Raw genomic sequence first — 19202 nt, forward strand, 5'->3', positions numbered from 1 at the left:
ACTTCGACCTCAAAACTTACTCAATTGGTAGGATTCCAAATATATTTCCCAGTTTTATCGATATAGCCAAATTGATCGCCAATTATGACCAACGCTAATCCCTGGCTGAATACTCCAACTTGATCAAACTTTGGGGAAATTACCAGCTTTCCGGTCTTGTCAATAAATCCCTGTTTGTCGCTAATTGTCACGGAAGCCATTCCATCAACGAACGAGCCAACCTGATCGAACTGTGGGGAGATAACTATCTGCCCAGTTTTGTCGATAAAACCCCACATCATATCAATTTTAACAGCAGCCAATCCTTGAGAGAAGCTCTCTGCACCATCAAATTCAGGAGGTATGACCCACCTTCCTGTCTTGTCAATAAACCCAAATTTATATCCATCTGCTACACCATTTTTGTAGCTAGAAGCAACTAAAGCAACTGCAAAACCTTCGGAAAAACTTTGAGTAAACCTAAACTCTTTTGGTGGGATAACTATCTGACCAGTCTTATCGATAAATCCCTGCTTGTTTCCCATTCTAACAACGGCTAGCCCTTCCGAGAAGTCAAACGCCTGCTCAAATTGGGGTTGAATGATAATTTTTCCGGTTTTGTCAATATAGCCCCACCTACTGGTTGACCCCCATCTATTTTTCACCTCAATCCGTGCCAGCCCTCCAGAGAAGCTCCGCGCAAAATCAAATTGGGGTCGGATAACTAGTTTGCCAGTTTCATCGATAAAACCCCACTTATCGTCAATTGATACAGCCGCCAGCCCTTCGGAAAAATCAAAAATCTCCTCAAAATGAGGTGTAACAATGAACTTTCCGGTGTGGTCAATTATTCCCCATTTTTTATCAATTGCTACTCGTGCCAGCCCTTGAAAAAAATTACGAACTTCATCAAATTGTAGCGGGATAACCAGCTTTCCCTTCTGATCGATAAAACCGAACTTGCCGTCAATTTTGACACCAGCTAGCCCTTCGGCGAAGGGCAAAGCCTGATCAAACTGGGGTGAGATAACAATTTCGCCGCTGGGGTTAATATAGCCTTCCTGAAGATTCTCGGCAATCGGAAATAGTGGCTCTAACATTTGCCTCTGTTTCACCGATGGATTTGATAGCTGCGTCACCGTTTTGGATCTACTGGATACAGGCGTTACCAATCGGCAAGCCGTTGTAAAATTTCCGACACTCAGGCAGATAAATAAGATAGTGATTTGCTTGAGTTTTAATTGCATGATTTCCTGACTATAGGAATAAATAAAAGTTAATCCTTTTCCATCTATATGTAGATATAGAGTATCATTTAATTTCGATTTCACCTACACTTCGAGCATCTTTTCGAGAGTTGATTAGATAGAGCCAAATACTCGGCCATTCGTTATATTGTGTAATTGTTACACACCCCGCGCTTACTCGTCCTGGGTGTAGATAGCGATCTCCACTGTGTCCAATTCGGAACCAAGTTGTACCAAACTTACCGTAAGGTGTTCCGTATTCATTGTGTTGAAAGTCTGGTATTTCAATATCGTGTTTTCCTCGATGCACAGGATTTTTAGCATCGATTATTCCATTAACCGAAGCGTTACTACCATAAGAGAATCGACCATAAATGTTTGTTGAATCCTCTGAAATTTTCTGAAACGTCATATTTGCTGCTCGGCTAAATGAGTAGAACTCAACAAGGGCACTACTCCTGATCCGTGCATCTTTATCTTTATAGCGTCCTTCAAGGATCTTCACGGATCTCGTCCCGTCAGGAAGCGCCGATGCCCTTGAGAACAGTGCAACTGTGTGGGGGAGTTCAACAGGGGCTCCTGGAATGTGAAAACCACCGATATAACCACTTTCAAGAGAAACCCAACCGGGGTGGTATGGATTTGAAATACGCCATGTTTTGTTCTCAATCACAGGTGGAGGCGGACCCGGTTGAGGATTGGGTACTCGCAACTGTTTCCCATCACTTGATCCAGAATTATGCTTTTCTAGTAGGTTTTTCTCCTCTACTAAACGCTGAAGCTGAACTGGAACTGAATTGTCAGGAGCTAATGACATTGACACAACCTGAGCTGATTGAGTAGCAGCTTTTTGCTTGTATTGGTTTCCAGATTGTTCAATTATCAGTTTCGTTTGGTTCGTTTGGATAGCTGCCGTCTCTGACGACATCCCATCCAAGTCTTTCCTTGTGTGTACATCTAAAGAGTCTGCTTCAATATATTCACCCAAAAGAGAGGTAGCCGACTTTCCAGCTACCACGGCATCCGCTACCGCATCGGCGTGCTGTTCATACTTATCCCCCACCTGTCCCAAACCATCCTTCAGTTGCACTTTCCCAGATTGTTGCTGCATGACATGCGCTGCTTCATGGGCTGCCAATCCGACACTCGGAGTCTTAGCAAAGGCAATCTGATTTCCAGAGGTATAAGCCGCCGCCCCCAACTTCTGAGATGCCGCCGCCGCCTCTTTCCCCATATACGCTTGAACATGGGATAAGTCTTGACCAAAGGACTGTTGGATCTTATCCAGATGTGGTAATTGTCTCGGTGTTCCCCTAAATCCATCCCCGGCAATGTCTTGGGGTGACTTGTGTTGCACCGCCTCCCCATTGTCTTTAAGTTGCACACCATCCTCGGCTTCACCGTGGGCATCTTTGGGCTGGATGGCTTGCATTTGTGCCTGTCTTGGCATCGCCTCATCCATTCCCTCAAGCAGCTTTGCCTGAATTAAATCTCGGTCATAACTCGAATAAGCGCGAGTCACCTTTCCAGAAGCCGACGGTTGTTTGGCTTGCGACTGTACAGGAAATCGCGGTGGTGCAAACCCTGTAGCACTATCTTTGGGCGCAGGGGCGGGTGGAATAAACGAAGGTTTCTTCTGTTGAGCTTCCTGCATAAGCTGATGACTATATAACTTGCAATTAATTCTATAAAACTATATGCTGTATATAAAAATTATATCGGACAAAATCGACTTCCACGTCAGGGGTTCTACCCATTCTATGACTTCTACAGCAATAGATTGGTACAAAGCCAATTATCAATATTTGATGACATCGGTTAACCGAGTCTATCGTCATCTTGAATGCTATATTTCCCACAAACAGAATCAGACAACTGACCCAAACCCCAATCTCCCCCCACCGGAAACACCTAACTCGGCGATTCCCTTTGCCTTGGATATCCTCTGCACCCAATTCGGCTTATCGGCTTGCGATCGCGATATCCTCCTCCTATGTGTAGGCATGGAACTCGACCCCGATTTCCCGTCACTCTGTCGTCAAGCCAGTGGTGACTCCCAGATTAATTATCCCACCCTGAGTTTAGCCTTATCTGTCTTACCCAACATCAGTTTAAGCGTCCTAGGACGACAATCCCCCTTACAATATTGGCAACTGATTGAAATCGCTCCAGGTGTAACCTTAACTCAATCACCCCTACGAATTGACCCGCGTATCCTCTGCTATCTTTTAGGCGAACCCAGCATCGATGCTCAACTTGATGAGCGAGTTAAACCCTTGGATCTCGGCTTAACAGGAGAATTAGCCCTTCCCCCATCCCATCAGCAAATCGCCCAGATAATTGCTTCGGCTTGGTCTGAATCTCCCCCCACCTCAAAACTGCCAATTATCGAATTGTCTGGCTCAGATTTGACCACAAAACGCCGCATTGCTGCTGAAGCCACGACGTTATTCGGCTGTTCTATCCGTCGTATGTCAGCAACGGTACTTCCCTCGGATTCCACCCAACTGCATCAATTACGGCGACGCTGGGAACGGGAAGCTATCTTAACCAATTGTGTATTGTTTCTCGAATGTGACTCTCTGAACATGGGAGATACACCAGGAGTATCACTGATTTCTCAATTTATTGCTGAAATCAATACGCCTGTAATCCTGAGTAGTCAACAGCGACTTCCCGTAACAGAGCGATCGCTAACCACCTACGATATACCCAAACTCACTCTCCAAGAACAACGTTCCCTATTTTTCACTTATCTAGCAGACAAAGGAAGCGAACTCAATGGCGACGTTAATCGCTTAATTGCCCAATTCAATCTCAGCCAAAGTGCGATTCATTCCGTCTGTACCCAAGCCATCCATCAGGTTAATCGCAATGATCACACCAATTTAGGAACAACCCTGTGGAATACTAGCCGCCACCAAGCCCGTCCTCGCCTAGATGCACTCGCCCAACGCATTGAAACGCCAATGACCTGGGATGACCTGATTCTGCCAGAATCCCAACTCAAAACCCTGAAGGAAATTGTCGCCCACACTCGCCAACGCGCCAAAGTCTACCAGGATTGGGGAATGGGGGGAAAACAGAGTCGGGGACTGGGACTAACAGCATTATTCTATGGTCAAAGTGGTACAGGTAAAACCACTGCTGCTGAAATCATTGCCAAAGAACTGCACCTCGACCTGTACCGCATTGATTTGAGTGCAGTTGTGAGTAAGTATATCGGGGAAACGGAGAAAAACCTAGCTCAAATCTTTGACGCGGCTGAAGTCGGCGGTGTCGTCCTATTATTCGACGAAGCCGACTCTTTATTTGCCAAACGCGGTCAAGTCAAAGAAGCCCGCGATCGCTATGCTAACCAAGAAGTCAGTTATCTACTCCAACGCTTAGAAAACTATCAAGGCTTGGCGATTCTCACAACCAACTTAAGAGACTCGATTGACTCAGCCTTCGAGCGACGATTGCGTTTTGTACTGGAATTTCCCTTCCCAGATGCAATACAACGAGAGCAGATTTGGCGGCGCGTCTTTCCCAAGTCTACTCCCACCCGACGATTGAATTTTGAGAAGTTAGCGCGGCTGGCTGTTTCCGGAGGCAGTATCCACAATATTGCTTTAGCCGCAGCCTTTCTCGCCGCTGAAGCCTCAGAACCAGTGGGAATGAAGCATCTATTGGCAGGGGCGCAAACTGAAGGGATCAAGATGCAGATTCAAACCGTGATTAGTGTTGGGACTCAGGATTGGCTAGAGTCATCGAAATCTAAATCTAAGTCAAAATCTAAATCCAAATATAGCGCTACGCGCTAGGCAATAGGCAATAGGCAATAGGCAATAGGCAATAGGGTAATGGGTTATAGAAATGTTGTCTTCCATCTCCCCCATCTCCCCTGCTCCCCTGCTCCCACCACAAGACTTATTCAGCAGCCCCTACATTAATCCAACTATCAATCCCCACCCTGTAAGAGAGTGGGGAATTCCGCCAAATCGATTAATCAAATTATTTTGTCGGGTAGATGCGACTGGGGTGCCAGGATTCGAACCTGGGAATGGCGGGACCAAAACCCGCTGCCTTACCGCTTGGCTACACCCCAATGTGTGTACCTTGCTTATATTAGCAGTTGTAGCTGGGAATATGTCAAGAGATTTTGGAAAATTGGCTGATTTCTCCTGATCTCAGGGAACAGAAGGCTCAATTTACGCGGCGGACTCCCCATATATAAACAAATATTAAGATAAGCTAAGATTATTTGACTCGTTCGTCAAGGGTGAAAAAGTTAATATAATCTTTATATTACGCTTAAATCCCCTATAATAAGGCATTAGCTGCATTAATCAGGGGAACGTAGCTTTTACATATCTTCAGGTTAGGAGGATTTTTGTCCAAGGGTTGAACTCAATTTGTATTCTTTTGTAAAGAAAAAATTTGATAGCATGTCGAGTTGTCACCATACCGTCAGACCCAGTAAGAGCAACGCTCTACTGGCGATTTATAGCTAGGGGTGACTAGAGCTGAAGACAACTCGTCATAGAACCTGGCACAACTTTAACCTACCGATTAACGCTGGAGATTCACTAATGAGATTAATTCGCGAGATTGTTCAAGAAGCGGAAAAGACTGGCTACCTGACCCTGCAAGCTGAAGATCAATTGCGTCAACTTTTAGCGAACAAGTACGACTGGGAAGACTTTACAGCATTTATCCAATTACAGCAAGCGGTGATGGAAGAACGGGTGAAGCAAGAGTCTCGTGAGCTACTCTACACGTTATCCTCTTGCCACACCCCTACCCCTTGCCATCAAGCGGGATAGATTCGCAAGCGGCGATTGGGTTCATCGCCAAAACTATCGGACTTGAGGCGATAGTGTTCCACCAGTTCGTGCTGCATTTTTCGCACTTTTGGCGATCGCGGCAGTAACTCGACGGGCTGTCCATTAGGAATCACGATTTGCTCGACGGCTAACCGGGCTTCTTCTAGCGCCTCAATTTCATCATCACTTCCACTTTGGGTAAACAACCGCAAATCTGCTGCATCGGGAACGCCAGGATCATCCATATCCAACATCCGCCGCAGGGCGCGACTCACTTGGGGAACGGTGCTGGCTTTAACCGCGTGGATAGGGATTTGCCGGGAGCGGGCAATTGAGCGCAGTTTCGAGTGACTTTTAACATGCGATCGCAAGCCCAAAATGGCATCAGCACTATCCATGTCCTTGGTTAAGACAACGGGTAAATTTAGCACCCGAATCACCTGCTCAATTTGATGGCGACTCACCCCATAAGGATAGACATGGAGGGGCAAATCTTCACCATTCGGTCCAATCGTGTCTACAACCTCGCCAACGGAATTGGGTTGTTGCCAAGAGTCATGGAGAAGCTGATCAAAATAACTGGTTTGAGCCGAAGCCGGTGATGAGGAACGCGATAGTGGCTGCATCTGTCCCGACGAACGCCAGCCACTGGGTTGTGCCACTATCCCGGACTGGGTATGGCGATCCAGGGGTGCGGGTGCATCAGGGAATTCACGGGTAATAATTACCTTATTCTGCTCATCCACCGTCCGCACTTGCGGATTCGGTTTGCGTCCCCGCAGTAGCGCATCCACGGTATCCGCAACACTCTCATGCACTACCCAGCGCTGACGCTCCAGCATTTCCACCGCAATCTCAAAGGTGGGCGGGGCTTTGCGTTCCAATACCGTTTTTTGAGAACCCCGACGTCTGGCTTCATCATCACCCAGAGTTACGGCTTGAATCCCACCGACTAAATCAGAGAGCGTCGGATTTTTAATCAGATTCTCGATTTGGTTTCCATGCGCCGTCCCCACCAACTGCACCCCTCGTTCTGCGATCGTGCGAGCGGCTAGGGCTTCGAGTTCGGTGCCAATTTCATCAATGACAATCACTTCGGGCATGTGATTTTCTACCGCTTCAATCATCACCTGATGTTGAAGTTCTGGACGCGACACTTGCATCCGTCGAGCTCGACCAATGGCGGGATGGGGAATATCGCCATCGCCTGCAATTTCATTGGAGGTATCAATAATCACTACCCGTTTTTGTAGATCATCTGCCAGCACCCGGGCAATTTCGCGTAACGCCGTCGTTTTGCCCACACCTGGACGCCCCAACATCAAAATTGATTGACCCCGTTCGACGAGATCATGAATCAGACCAATAGTGCCAAACACCGCTCGTCCGACGCGACAGGTTAACCCGATAATGTCGCCGGGACGATTGCGAATCGCGCTAATCCGGTGTAAGGTTTTCTCCAGTCCGGCTCGATTATCCCCACTGAAATGCCCAACCCGCTCAACACAATAGTTTAATTGTTCAGCGGTGACGGGGGTTTCGGACAGATATTCGGCACCAGAGGGGAAACGCACCTCAGGAAATCGACCCAAATCCATCACCACTTCAATTAAATTGTCGCGATGGGGGTGTTGCTCCAGGATTTGGCGAATATCCTCTGGCAAAATAGCGAGTAATTTTTGGAGATCCTCAGTAATCTGCATCCCAGCTAAATTGGTGGTGTTAGATAAGGCTTGATTGGATAACGATTGGGGATGGGATGGGTTCATCCCGTTGGCATTCACCATAGGCTTGTCATTCGTCATTCGTCATTTGTCTTATGTCATTCGCCTGATGTATCTGAGGTAAAGGTGTGAGGACTATTTACAGAGCTTCATATCGTTGGGTTTATATCCACCAACCTCCTGAGTTCGTCTGGAACAGGCTTAGAAACAGACTTCAGTTGAGATACTAGGGAATGGGCTAGAGCCACGGCTTTTGCCAGCCGATGCGGATCATTTTCCAGGTTTGCCCTTGATGATAATGGAAATGCTTGGAAATTGATATTATGATTTGCTTCATGGTATTGATCGAGTTGGTCTAAAATTGGAGCCAGTAATACCCGGGCATAGCTTCCGTAAGCCACACCCGCGACAAAGGGCTGGATGGGGTTAGCGGTAGGGTCTTCTGGGGTTCCAGGGTTGAGGAGTCCTACTGCTTTGAGTTTACTGACGGTATGGTGATTGGTTCCACCCGCCAGTTGCACGTATCCAGGTAAGTTGGCGGATAACACCTTTTGTGCCAGTTTCACGGCTTTTCGAGTGGTTCCTGTCCCAATATCACCACTCATTGGCTTGCCATCGGTTTGCCAGAGGAGGGGACAAGGTAAGGGCGTGATCAGATGGTAAAGTTCCCAGAGATAATCAATCAAGCCCTCACCATCCGGACAACTGATAGCCAGCAACTTCAGGCTATGAACCCAGGGAGCGATCGCGCCCCAGAGTCGTTTAAAATCACTAAAATGCCCGACTTGGGTGTGAATTTCCAAAGCATCAACGCCCGTTGAAAGAATCAGTTCCGCTAGAGTTGTGGGGGTGGATACATAGGAGCGAGTATAGATCAGTTGACTGGGGCAAACGGGTAAGCAACGTCCGCAGCCATAACAGCGTTGATCAATAACACCGGAGAATCCCTTGGGCGAGTGAGGATAGTTGAAAGGTTGGTCAGGTTTCGCCTGTTTGAGGGACTCCGGCGGAGTTGGCGGTGGCTCAAAGACAATCGCTTGAGCCGGACAAATCGTTTGGCAAGGGCGCGGACAGTCTGGAGGACAAGCATTGGGGTTAAATTCAGCTTTGCGAAAATGGGGATCTTCTCCATCATTTAAACTGACCATTAACCAGGGTGGGTTACTGTATCCCATGCTTTGTGCTTGACCGGACTCCACGAGACTTGTCGCCATCCCTAAGGCTGTCTTTGCCGCCGCAATTACGGCAGGGTCAGCTGCCACATCAATACAATCAGCCCCAGCTAGAGTATACGCCAAGGTGAGGTTACGAACGGCAGGGAGGTGCTGAAAACTTGCGCCACAGATGAGCTTGAACCAGCGACCTTCCCTTAGGGATTGTAAGGGAGTGTACAGTTTAGTCACCCTTATATGCTAATTCCTTGTGCCAAAAATGGGGAGATTGATTTCTCAGCCAACCTGGGGGACAGTAAACCGCAGGCTTCAGGATTAGGGTTGGGCAATTGGGTTGCGATCGCGACTCAGATGCATCGATTTCGCCATATCTAGGCAATTTAGTCAGGTTGTCCCCTAAATCTGGGGGGTAAATCCAGAGGGTGCTGTTTTTTATCCCCAAGATATGAATGGACATGGATTTCATGTTTAATTTTTGTAACATTCATCAATCCTGTTGACCCCGCCGACAGTAGGGGTTTGGTTCCCAAACCCTTGGAAGGGTTCCCCATGCCCACAAAAAGACCCCGCTCTGTTCATTTGGCGGAGTCAACCTTAACTCTCTACTACACTAAAAAGATTACTGCAATCCCAGGACTAGATCTATAAAGTTTCGGTAAAGTTCCGGGGGAAAAGGTTAAAGATTCTGTAAAGCTACTCCCTGTTCAATCCAACGTCTACTCCGATGAAGTGACCGTCCGGCACTGGATCAGGAATAGAAATATCAGACTGAATGCTTATGACCGCAAACCAACCTATTGCCTTCTTGATTACCCTAACCTGCTTAATGATGAAGCCATCGGGAATTGGGCGATGTAGGTTGATTTGGACTTTCCCCAGTTTAGGTAGCTTAATCTGCCATCCGTTCCCGTCGCCAAAAAACTGTAAATCTTATTTCTCAACGCTACATATTCTTGGTATTGGCGAAAATTCTCCCTAAAGTTTTCTTCATACTTAAAAATTCGGGGAATTTCTCGAAACAATAAGGCACTGGTTGACGCCACGAGCAAAATAGTAATCAATCCCTTATTGGCTTGTTTCCATCCCTCACGAGTAATGACAAACAGGCAAATCCCTGCCACAATAGCCGCCCCCGTAGCTAAAGATGTGGTAGTGTAGTAGCGTCGATAGAATGATTTCATGATTTGCTCATGAATTTTAATCCGGACATGCACTTCTTGAAGCTGTTGATCAATGCTCTGTAGTTCAGCCGGGGAAAAGCTGGATGAATTTCCGGATGGTTGAAAGGTTTTTGCTGAATAGCTTAGAGAAATATCTGGGTAGGTTTCCCAATCCGACAACCAAATTTTGGCGCGGTGAATAGCCACTCTTTCTTTACAGAAATAAGCAGCAAAGAGAATAGCCAACAAGGTGAAAAGAATCAGACTATGTCCCATTACCGTTGGCTGCCGCCGCTTTTCCTCGTCGTATTTGAGGAGAGCGATGTTTAGCCTTCTCCATTTCCGGCGAGAATCTTTCCCTTCTTCAATGGCTTCGGTAACTTCTACAGAAGAGGCTTGATTGATGGGGGTAGAGCTACTATTGACTACAGAGGTTAAGGATTGGAGTTGAGTGTTAGTGTTTGGATTGGGATTCGGTGGTTTATCGGAGGACTGACTCATCAGGATATCCTCTTCAGGCGGGTTGGTAAATAACGCAGACGGAAAACTTAGACCTGTTCAGCGTTTGGACGATTGATTCTCCTTTCACGGCAAACAGGGTGAATATTAGTCTTTCTCAACTATGATAGTGATATCCGTAACGTTGGCGAGAATCTTTGATTACATTATTTTAACGTGTCATCGTCCTTCCATCTGGTATCCCTCTGCTTCCCTGCTTGCCCAACCCAAACATCTATTATAGATAAGGTGTTGGGGATAAAGATTTCTTACAGGTTGTGCTAATACATAGAGAGAAATGGATGATTTACCGTTAGCTATTAATGTTTTGCCATTTTCTACAGGAAACGGAATTAGAGCAACTCGCGGATCGACCTGTGCATTAGCCGGATAAGAATGGGCAGACTAGACAAGTAGACTAGGGGCAGGATCAAACAATTGAGATCTCGAATACCTTGAGACGGACTCCTCCCCAACCCTCCCTTTGTCAAGGGGAGGGAACTCAAAATTTGCTCTGCTCACGGCAAAAACTATTGATTGATTAGCGAGTCAATCTGCTGGATTATTGAAGGACTGACAATGCCAGATTTATTAACAACCCTGTTGTATATTCCTCACGGTCATTGCTACTTGTGGCAAACGAATTTAGTTTCCCTACATGTTATTTCTGACGCCTTAATCGCGCTGGCTTATTTTTCAATTCCTGTTATTCTGCTTTACTTTGTTAGCCAGCGAGAGGATGTCCCGTTTCCCAGAATATTTTTCTTATTTGGTGCTTTTATTATTGCCTGTGGGATGACTCATGTCATGGGAGTCTGGACACTTTGGTTTCCAGATTATTGGCTCTCTGGCTTGATTAAAGCAGTTACGGCTCTGGTTTCCTGTTACACGGCGATGGTACTGATTCCGCTGACTCCCCAAGCCTTGGCGCTACCCAGCCCCGCTCAACTGCAAGCGGCGAATCAGGCGTTGGAAATTGAAATCCGCGATCGCAAACAAGCAGAAGCGGCGGTGCGTACTCTAAATTCACAACTTGAGCAGCGTGTCAATGAGCGTACCAAAGAATTAACCCAGGTGAATCAGAAGTTAGAACGGGAAATCAAAGAACGTATCCAAGTCGCCGACGCCTTGCTGGAAGCCGAAGAAAAATATCGCAGTATCTTTGAAAACGCGGGTTGGGGTATCTTCCAAACCACCCCCGATGGACGGTATCTTAGCGCTAATCCGGCTCTGGCTAAGATTTATGGTTATCCCTCCCCCGCCGCCCTGATCAACCGCCTCACTAATTGTGAACATCAACTCTACGTCGATCAAAACCAACGGGCTGAATTTAAACGCCTAATTCATCAACAGGGTTCTGTCTCCAGTTTCGAGTCCCAAGTGTATCGCCAAGACGGGAGTATTATCTGGATTAGTGAGAATACTCGTGCGGTGCGGGATGCCAGTGGTGTGCTGCTGTACTATGAAGGATCAGTGGAGGATATTAGCGATCGCAAGCAAGCCGCCGAACAGTTACAAGCCAGTGAGCAAAAGCTACGTCAAATCATTGATCTAGTGCCTCACTTTATTTTCGCCAAAAATTTAGATGGACAGTTTATCTTAGTCAATCAAGCGATCGCAGATGCCTATGGGACAACGGTAGAACATCTGCTCAACCACAAAGACGAAGACTTTATTCAATCTCCCGAACAACTGCGCCGCATTCGCGAAGAAGAACGGCAAATTATCCAAGATGGACAACCCAAACACATCCCAGAAGAACGAGTTCCCGATGCTCAGGGGAATATCCGCATCGTGCAAACCACCCGCATTCCCTTCTATGTCACGGGTTCAGCAACACCCGCAATTTTAGGCATTGCCATTGATATTACTCAACGCAAACACATTGAACAAGAACTGCGCGAAAATGCTGCCATAATTCGCGCTTTATACGAAGTCACAACCGGACAAAATTCTAACTTTGAGCAAAAGCTGCAAAACTTACTAACCATGGGACGCCGCCAGTTTAATCTGGATGTCGGTATCCTCTCTCATATTGAAAACATTGACACCGAGAATGGGCGTTATGAAATTATTGCCGCTCAAATGCCCAATAATTTGAGCTTCAAAGGCGTCACTCTTGACCTGAAACAAACCTACTGCGCCGAAATCGTACACGCCAAAAAACCCCTTTGTATCTTATCCGCTAGCACCAGCCAGTGGCACAATCACCCTGGCTTCAAAGTTTTCCAAGTCGAAGCCTATATCGGTGTCCCTGTGGTTGTCGCTGGAGACTTGTATGGTACACTCTGTTTCGCCAGTCTCACCCCCCGAGAAAAGCCATTCAAAGATATAGAAATAGAAATGTTACGACTGATGGCGCAGTGGATTGGCGGAGAAATTGAGCGTCAACAGGCAGCACAAGAATTGGCACAAGCTCGTGATGTGGCTTTGGCAGCGACTCGGGCTAAAAGCGAATTCCTCGCCACGATGAGTCATGAAATTCGCACGCCGATGAATGGGGTGATTGGTATGACTGGACTGCTTTTGGATACGCAGTTAACGTCACATCAACAAGAATTTGTCACGACCATTCGTAATAGTGGTGATACCTTACTCACCATTATTAATGATATTCTTGACTTCTCCAAGATTGAATCCGGCAAACTAGAGTTGGAAGAAGTCTCCTTTGATCTGCAAATTTGTATTGAAAATTGTCTAGATCTATTAGCGGCTAAAGCCAGTGATAAGCACTTAGAACTGGCATATCAAATCACGCCTCAAACCCCCCGCATGATTATTGGTGATGTAACCCGCTTACGGCAAATTTTGGTTAACCTGTTAAGCAATGCGGTTAAATTTACCCAATCGGGGGAAGTGATTGTTTCCGTTAACGCCGAGAAACTCGACTATGAACAATGGGAGCGCCGGGAAACAAAAACTAGCCTAACTCCACGAATTACTCCCTCGGTGGCTACCCCTCATTATCGGATTCAATTTGCGGTTAAGGATACCGGGATTGGTATTCCCCCAGAACGATTAAACCGTTTATTTCAACCCTTCAGTCAAATCGATTCCTCCACCACCCGCAAATATGGTGGTACAGGATTGGGACTTGCCATCTGTAAGCAATTGTGCGAAATGATGGGCGGGACAATGTGGGTAGACAGTCAAGATGGAGTGGGTTCAACCTTTTACTTCACCCTCGTGGTTCCGGCTGATCCGAGTACCCAGCAGAATACGAATCAGGTTTGTCGATTGGAACTCGATGGTCAACGACTGCTAATTGTTGATGATAACGACACCAATCGTAAGATTTTGATGCGCCAAGCTCAAGTTTGGGGAATGGAATGCTATGCGGCACAATCAGGGGTTCAAGCCTTAGATTGGCTACATCAGGGGGAACGGTTTGACTTGGCAATTCTGGATATGCAGATGCCAGAGATGGATGGGGTGACATTGGCGCAAAAAATTCGTAAAGTTCCCGGTTGTCAAACGCTGGCTCTGGTGATGCTCTCGTCTCTGGGTGAGTTGCAAGTCGATACACCTGATGTGAAGCAGACGTTTGCTGGGTTTCTGACTAAACCGATTAAACAGTCTCAACTGTGTGATGTGCTGATGCAAGCGATGGCGGGGATACCGATTAAGGTGAAAGTTCACAGCGCCAAGAAACCAGACATTGATGCCAAGATGGGTGAACGGTTACCCCTACGGATTTTACTGGCAGAAGATAATCCGGTGAATCAGCAGGTAGGGTTGCATCTGTTGCAACGGATGGGATATCGAGCAGATGTCGCAGGGAATGGGTTAGAAGTCTTGGAAGCGCTACGGCGTCAGCCTTATGATGTGGTGTTTATGGACGTACAGATGCCAGAAATGGATGGGCTAGAGGCATCCCGGCGCATTTGTCAAGAGTGGTCTGATTTAGATGGGGATACTCAATCACAACGTCCGCGAATAATTGCCATGACTGCTAATGCCATGGTGGGCGATCGCGAAATGTGCATCGAGGCAGGTATGGATGATTATATCAGCAAACCCATCCGCATTGAGGAATTGGTTGAGGCGTTAAAGAAAGCAGGGGGTGTAGGGGCGGGTTTTACCAATACCCTTGCGGAGAAAACCTCTAACTTAACTAAACCCGCCCTAGCTGGGGGAGCAGAGGGAGCTGGGGGAGCTGGGGGAGCTGGGGGAGCTGGGGGAGCAGAGGGAGCTGGGGGAGCTGGGGGAGCAGAGGGAGCAGGGGAAGCAGAGGGAGCAGAGGGAGCAGGGGGAGCAGGGGAAGCAGAGGAAGTTAGGCGTTCTATTGATACAACCTCATCGGATAATACCCAGGCGGGTTTATTAGATGTATCGAATAAACCCGTATTTGACCCGGTAATTTTTCAACAATTACGGGAGATGCTGAATCAAGAGGAGGTATTAGCCGAAGTGATTACGCGCTATCTAGAGGATGCGCCTAAACTCTTACAAGACTTGTCGGATGGGATCACCCAGGGAGAAACCGAACTGGTGACGCGAACCGCTCATACCTTGAAATCCAGCAGTGCGATGTTAGGAGCAAGCCGTTTAGCTCATTTGTGTCAGGAGTTAGAAGCCAAGGCGAATAGTGATACCGTTGAGATTAAAGCCGCGCTATTCTCCCAGATTCAAGCTGAATATGAACCCGTGAAAACAGTTTTATTGGAACACAAACCCGACAAACCTTAGTTGGTAGTTCGTAGTAGGGAACCTTAGCCCTAGATTCTGTTGGGTTGAGCGAAGTCGAAACCCAACCTACTGGACTGACACAGCTAAAATTGTGGAATAGATTTGACGTTTAAACCGGGCGCACGCCATGCGCCCCTACAATGCTAATCCATCAAATAAGGTGTGCCACGCCACTACAACCTATTCCACTATTTTGGTATAGTCATTTTATGACCACAGACTTAACTGATCCGACACTTGATCACGCGATCGCGTTTTTAACCACGTCTTCTACCAAACCCCCTGAATCAAAGGCTGTGGTTGAGGCGCTGTTAACCGCTGAGAAGACAGCCAAACAGAGGAAAGTACGCCATAGCTATTCCGAGTTACTGGGAACATGGCGATTGGGATTTATCACCGGAACCAAACGCTCTCGTCAGCGTGCTGGCGTGGTGTTGGGTGCGGGACGGTTTTTGCCGAAATGGGTAACGATTCAGTTATCCTACTCCCCATCAGAAGCCAGTCAAGAGCAAGGAACAGTGGTAAATTCAGTACAACTGGGATCTCTGCAATTGGTTGTCACTGGACCCACTCAGTTTTTTGCTAAGACGAATATCCTGGCTTTTGATTTCACCCGCATGAACGTGTCATTATTTGGCTTAAAATTGTATAACGGATATATTCGCGGCGGTCAAGAGCGAGAGGCTTCTTTTTATGATAAACCGTTAAAAGATAAGGCATTTTTTACCTATTTTCTCGTCGAAAAACGGGCAATTGCAGCAAGAGGACGCGGTGGTGGGTTGGCATTGTGGACAGCATTGTAGGGGCGGGTTTAGGAACTGAATTAACTTGTCACCCATAACGTATCAACAAAACCCGCCCTATCTCACCCATAACGTATCAACAAAACCCGCCCTATCTCACCCACAACGTATCAACAAAACCCGCCCTATCTCACCCCTAACGTATCAACAAAACCCGCCCTATCTCACCCCTAACGTACCAACAAAACCCGCCCTATCTCACCCCTAACAGTTCAAAAAAACGCCTACCTTATACCAAGTTGCGTTCTATCATGTCTAGGAACAGCGTTGCGTGAAGCTTTCGCTATAGCGAGGAACGAGATACGAGAATCTGGACAGATGCGCGAGCGTCATGGAGCCTGCCCTCGAAGGTCGTGAAGGGTTTCACTGCATTCTGCGAACCATGACAGATTCTACCTTAGACTGCAACTTGGTATTAAACCTTTCAACTATTCCAGACCAGAAAACAGTGCTGTCCAATCAATTTTAGCAGGTCTTGCGCCTTGATTAACTAACTCAAAAACCTTTCCCTCTGTCACCGGATGATCAATACATTCAACGCAGGCGGCGGCTACATCAATTCGACTGGTTTCACCGTTTAGGGTATCGCCTGTCCCCACAACCACCCCTAATTTACCATTTGTTTTTGCCTTCAAGAGTGTGTTTAAATCATAGGAAGTGTAGGGACCATCAATTAGCCGTGCGGGGCGAATAATTGTGTAAGGTAACCCAGAATTAATAATAGCTGATTCCCCCTTTTCTTTGGCATCCAGTACACCGAAAGCATTCAAAAGATTGAAAGGTGGTTTATCTTTCCGCAAAACACCGCAGGAGGAGATAAACACAAATCGGTTTAAATCCTTGGGTGCAACATTGACTAAATTACTCACCCCTTGAGCATCCACTTGTTCAGGACTATTTCGAGCATGAGTGCGGCGATAGTCGGCATCCAGATAAATTTTACCCCATTCAATTAAATTTCCTAACCCCTCCCCTTGATCCATTGTGTCGAAATCCCATTTATTAGAGGGTAAAGCTGTGGTTCCAGTACAACAGATAATGTGAGTAATAGTCTGAGTGGCGGCGGGGAGAGTAGCTGGCTGACGGATATCGCCAATAGCAATTTCTACGCGGTTATCAAACATAGTCCGGGCTTTTTCAGCGTTGCGGGTAAGTACACGCACAGGAAACCCTTTCTCTAGGAGTTTGGCAACGGTTAATTGTCCAACTCCGCCTGTGGCTCCGGCGACGAGTACCCGTTCTTGATTTCTGGCTGTTGGTGAAGTCATGGGCTATCCTCCTTGGATACTGTACCTTAGAACCGGGAATAGAGCAATGCGATCGCGGTTAATTAGCTACTCTTAAATTGAATATTTTTATAATCTGTGTATCGATTGGCTTGATTTGAGCAAAACCTAGCTTAATCGCCTTAAAACTTATTCAGTATACCCTAAGTACGGGAGAGTCCCCCTGAACTTTATTCTACACGGCTTGTCACTGGGGAAGCTACAGCGCCTTCGCTAATCACAGAACCTCAGATTAAATCAAGATTAAAACGTCAATGTAACTCGGATAGTGCCAACATAAATCACATCATTATCATCATTGTGTTCTGGATTAGTAATCACAAATAATCCGGGAGTAATCGAGATATCGTCATTCAGCGAAAAACGGTAAAATGTTTCTAGATGTAACGCTGTATCCCGATCCTCAAAATCATTACCCATTTGATTATCAATAATCTTTGGCGGTTGACCAATTACAATACCGGCTAAACTATCTTCTTTGCCAAAATCCGGCAAAGCCAACAACATCGCCCAGGTAAAGATATTAGCATTAGGTTGATTGGGTAAGTCATTAGCTTGCGCTTGAATTAAACCCACTCGCCCGCCTAAAATAAATCCTGGATTGACTCGTATAGAGGCTTCAGCGGCAAAAGAGTTAGCAATTATGTCTTCAGTCTCGCGATTAAACGGATCACTGGTTAATTCGCTACCCGTTCCCGTATTAAAACTATTCGAGGAACGGGTATATGTGAAACTTAAAGAGGCGATGTCACTAGGTTGCCAGGTTAATTGCGCGATCGCAGCATAAGTATCATTGCCCAAAATCCCATTATCGGCTTCATTGGCATCAATCGCAACATATCCCAAGGATAAATTAACAGACTCCCCCAAGTTCTGAGAAATGCCAATTCCCGCCCCTTCTCCTTGACGACGGATGGGATTTTCTCGCCCAAAGGTGGAAATGGAACCATCCCCACTTCCGCTAAATAGAGGGTTGACGGTGGGGATTAAATCGCCTAACCCGATTCCTACTGTACCCAGACTCACTTGGGTTTGGGGAGTGACTAAAAATCTGTACTCTAATTCATCAAGTTCTACTTCATTGTCATCTTTTCCATCAAATCCTAAGTTTGCCATTTGTGTCCCTGTGGCTTCAGCAAATTCGGGAATATCACGACCTTGTAAACGGATTTGTAGTCTATCTTTTCCAGTAAAACTCGTTTCTAATGTGAGGCGAAATCGATTGCCAAAGGTGAGATTATTCTCAATGGGTTCTCCAGTTCCATCAGCTTTTTTTGTTCCCTGAACTCCACTAAACGCAAGAATCACCTCTCCTTCTAATTCAGTGGTGGGAGAAAATTGCCGAGACTCTAATTGAGTTGTGCGATTTTCTAGGCTGTATACCCGTTCGCTAAGTAGGTTTAATTCAGTAGAAAAATTTTGTTGTAATCGTTGCAATGTTTTTAGATCAGTTTCGGCAACGGGGTTGGTTGTACTGTTAATATTTTGTTCGTAAATGTAATTTAGACAAGCCTTTAATCCAGTGGCAAATTCATAGCGAGTCAGGGTTTGATTGCCGCGATAGGTGTTATTAGGATATCCGATGAGGCAACCATAGCGGTCAATGAGCGATCGCAATGCCTGAAATGCCCAATCATCAGGACTGACATCGGCTAGCTGAGATACAGGTGTGACGGCGTTCATGTCACTATTGGTGAGTTCCTTTGACCGTGAACGATTAGGGTGAATATCGGTTGTCAGAAACTCATTGGCTAGGGTGGTATGTGTTTCTATTAAAGGAGAAACTAATACAATTATCACAAGCCCTAGTTTTTGATATAAAACTTGTCTAATCAT

12 protein-coding genes, 1 tRNA gene and 1 pseudogene are annotated in these 19202 nt (G+C 46.5%); 4 read left to right on the forward strand and 10 right to left on the reverse strand.

The genetic code is table 11. From position 1 onward, the window contains the following. Positions 1 to 20: 20 nt before the first annotated feature. Both RIB93_RS12940 and RIB93_RS12945 read right to left on the reverse strand, forming a co-directional pair. Positions 21 to 1310: a WG repeat-containing protein gene (locus RIB93_RS12940; RefSeq protein ID WP_446373174.1), complete on the reverse strand. Its 1290-nt coding sequence runs from the start codon at positions 1308 to 1310 to the stop codon at positions 21 to 23. After that, positions 1291 to 2880 (reverse strand): eCIS core domain-containing protein, encoded by a 1590-nt coding sequence (locus RIB93_RS12945; protein WP_446373175.1) that lies wholly within the window; start codon positions 2878 to 2880, stop codon positions 1291 to 1293. Before RIB93_RS12945 ends, RIB93_RS12940 begins: the two co-directional genes overlap by 20 nt. A gap of 106 nt (positions 2881 to 2986) precedes the next feature. On the opposite strand from RIB93_RS12945, the gene RIB93_RS12950 reads away from it, so the two are divergent. Beyond that, entirely contained in the window at positions 2987 to 5032 is a 2046-nt protein-coding gene (locus RIB93_RS12950) for an ATP-binding protein (RefSeq protein WP_446373176.1), read from the forward strand. A gap of 212 nt (positions 5033 to 5244) precedes the next feature. Here the strand turns inward: RIB93_RS12950 and RIB93_RS12955 are convergent. After that, positions 5245 to 5316 (reverse strand) — tRNA-Gln (locus RIB93_RS12955). Positions 5317 to 5800: 484 nt separating this feature from the next. Here RIB93_RS12955 and RIB93_RS12960 point away from each other — a divergent pair. Further along, entirely contained in the window at positions 5801 to 6034 is a 234-nt protein-coding gene (locus tag RIB93_RS12960) for a hypothetical protein (RefSeq protein WP_044204643.1), read from the forward strand. Here RIB93_RS12960 and RIB93_RS12965 read toward each other — a convergent pair. From RIB93_RS12965 to RIB93_RS12985, 5 genes and pseudogenes are all read right to left on the reverse strand, one after another. Continuing rightward, positions 6022 to 7737: a R3H domain-containing nucleic acid-binding protein gene (locus RIB93_RS12965; RefSeq protein ID WP_446373195.1), complete on the reverse strand. Its 1716-nt coding sequence runs from the start codon at positions 7735 to 7737 to the stop codon at positions 6022 to 6024. The two genes, RIB93_RS12960 and RIB93_RS12965, sit on opposite strands and share 13 nt — an antisense overlap. A gap of 170 nt (positions 7738 to 7907) precedes the next feature. Further along, positions 7908 to 9161, reverse strand: coding sequence for a circadian clock protein LdpA (ldpA, locus tag RIB93_RS12970; protein WP_446373177.1), 1254 nt, complete (start codon positions 9159 to 9161; stop codon positions 7908 to 7910). Beyond that, positions 9154 to 9396 carry a hypothetical protein gene (locus RIB93_RS12975; RefSeq protein WP_446373178.1) on the reverse strand — a complete coding sequence of 81 codons (243 nt, stop codon included), beginning with the start codon at positions 9394 to 9396 and terminating at the stop codon, positions 9154 to 9156. The genes ldpA and RIB93_RS12975 overlap by 8 nt, the downstream gene beginning before the upstream one ends. Positions 9397 to 9632: 236 nt before the next feature. Then, positions 9633 to 9833, reverse strand: a pseudogene (locus tag RIB93_RS12980) (RNA-guided endonuclease TnpB family protein); the annotation flags it as partial. Beyond that, positions 9740 to 10591 (reverse strand): hypothetical protein, encoded by an 852-nt coding sequence (locus RIB93_RS12985; RefSeq protein WP_446373179.1) that lies wholly within the window; start codon positions 10589 to 10591, stop codon positions 9740 to 9742. The gene RIB93_RS12985 and the pseudogene RIB93_RS12980, both read right to left, overlap by 94 nt. 576 nt (positions 10592 to 11167) lie before the next feature. Between RIB93_RS12985 and RIB93_RS12990 the strand changes: the two genes are divergently transcribed. After that, positions 11168 to 15277: a response regulator gene (locus RIB93_RS12990; protein WP_446373180.1), complete on the forward strand. Its 4110-nt coding sequence runs from the start codon at positions 11168 to 11170 to the stop codon at positions 15275 to 15277. A 209-nt stretch (positions 15278 to 15486) separates the two neighbouring features. Then, on the forward strand, positions 15487 to 16080 hold the full coding sequence (locus tag RIB93_RS12995) for a hypothetical protein (RefSeq protein ID WP_446373181.1): 594 nt from the start codon (positions 15487 to 15489) through the stop codon (positions 16078 to 16080). Between the two features lie 428 nt (positions 16081 to 16508). Here RIB93_RS12995 and RIB93_RS13000 read toward each other — a convergent pair whose 3' ends face one another. Together RIB93_RS13000 and RIB93_RS13005 are read right to left on the reverse strand one after the other, a co-directional pair. Beyond that, a complete protein-coding gene (locus RIB93_RS13000) occupies positions 16509 to 17348 on the reverse strand; it encodes an SDR family oxidoreductase (RefSeq protein ID WP_446373182.1) in 840 nt (279 codons plus the stop codon). A gap of 261 nt (positions 17349 to 17609) precedes the next feature. Continuing rightward, complete coding sequence (locus RIB93_RS13005) at positions 17610 to 19166, reverse strand: iron uptake porin (protein WP_446373183.1); 1557 nt, start codon at positions 19164 to 19166, stop codon at positions 17610 to 17612. Between the last annotated feature and the right edge of the window lie 36 nt (positions 19167 to 19202).

The sequence above is a fragment of the Coleofasciculus sp. D1-CHI-01 genome, from assembly GCF_040218875.1.
Classification (GTDB): Bacteria; Cyanobacteriota; Cyanobacteriia; order Cyanobacteriales; family Coleofasciculaceae; genus Coleofasciculus.

Bases quoted from the DNA above. Each gene is read 5' to 3' on its own strand.
- RIB93_RS12945 (WP_446373175.1), bottom strand. From the start codon at position 2,880: ATGCAGGAAGCTCAACAGAAGAAACCTTCGTTTATTCCACCCGCCCCT.
- RIB93_RS12950 (WP_446373176.1), top strand. From the start codon at position 2,987: ATGACTTCTACAGCAATAGATTGGTACAAAGCCAATTATCAATATTTG.
- RIB93_RS12960 (WP_044204643.1), top strand. From the start codon at position 5,801: ATGAGATTAATTCGCGAGATTGTTCAAGAAGCGGAAAAGACTGGCTAC.
- RIB93_RS12965 (WP_446373195.1), bottom strand. From the start codon at position 7,737: ATGCAGATTACTGAGGATCTCCAAAAATTACTCGCTATTTTGCCAGAG.
- RIB93_RS12975 (WP_446373178.1), bottom strand. From the start codon at position 9,396: ATGAAATCCATGTCCATTCATATCTTGGGGATAAAAAACAGCACCCTC.
- RIB93_RS12985 (WP_446373179.1), bottom strand. From the start codon at position 10,591: ATGAGTCAGTCCTCCGATAAACCACCGAATCCCAATCCAAACACTAAC.
- RIB93_RS12990 (WP_446373180.1), top strand. From the start codon at position 11,168: ATGCCAGATTTATTAACAACCCTGTTGTATATTCCTCACGGTCATTGC.
- RIB93_RS12995 (WP_446373181.1), top strand. From the start codon at position 15,487: ATGACCACAGACTTAACTGATCCGACACTTGATCACGCGATCGCGTTT.
- RIB93_RS13000 (WP_446373182.1), bottom strand. From the start codon at position 17,348: ATGACTTCACCAACAGCCAGAAATCAAGAACGGGTACTCGTCGCCGGA.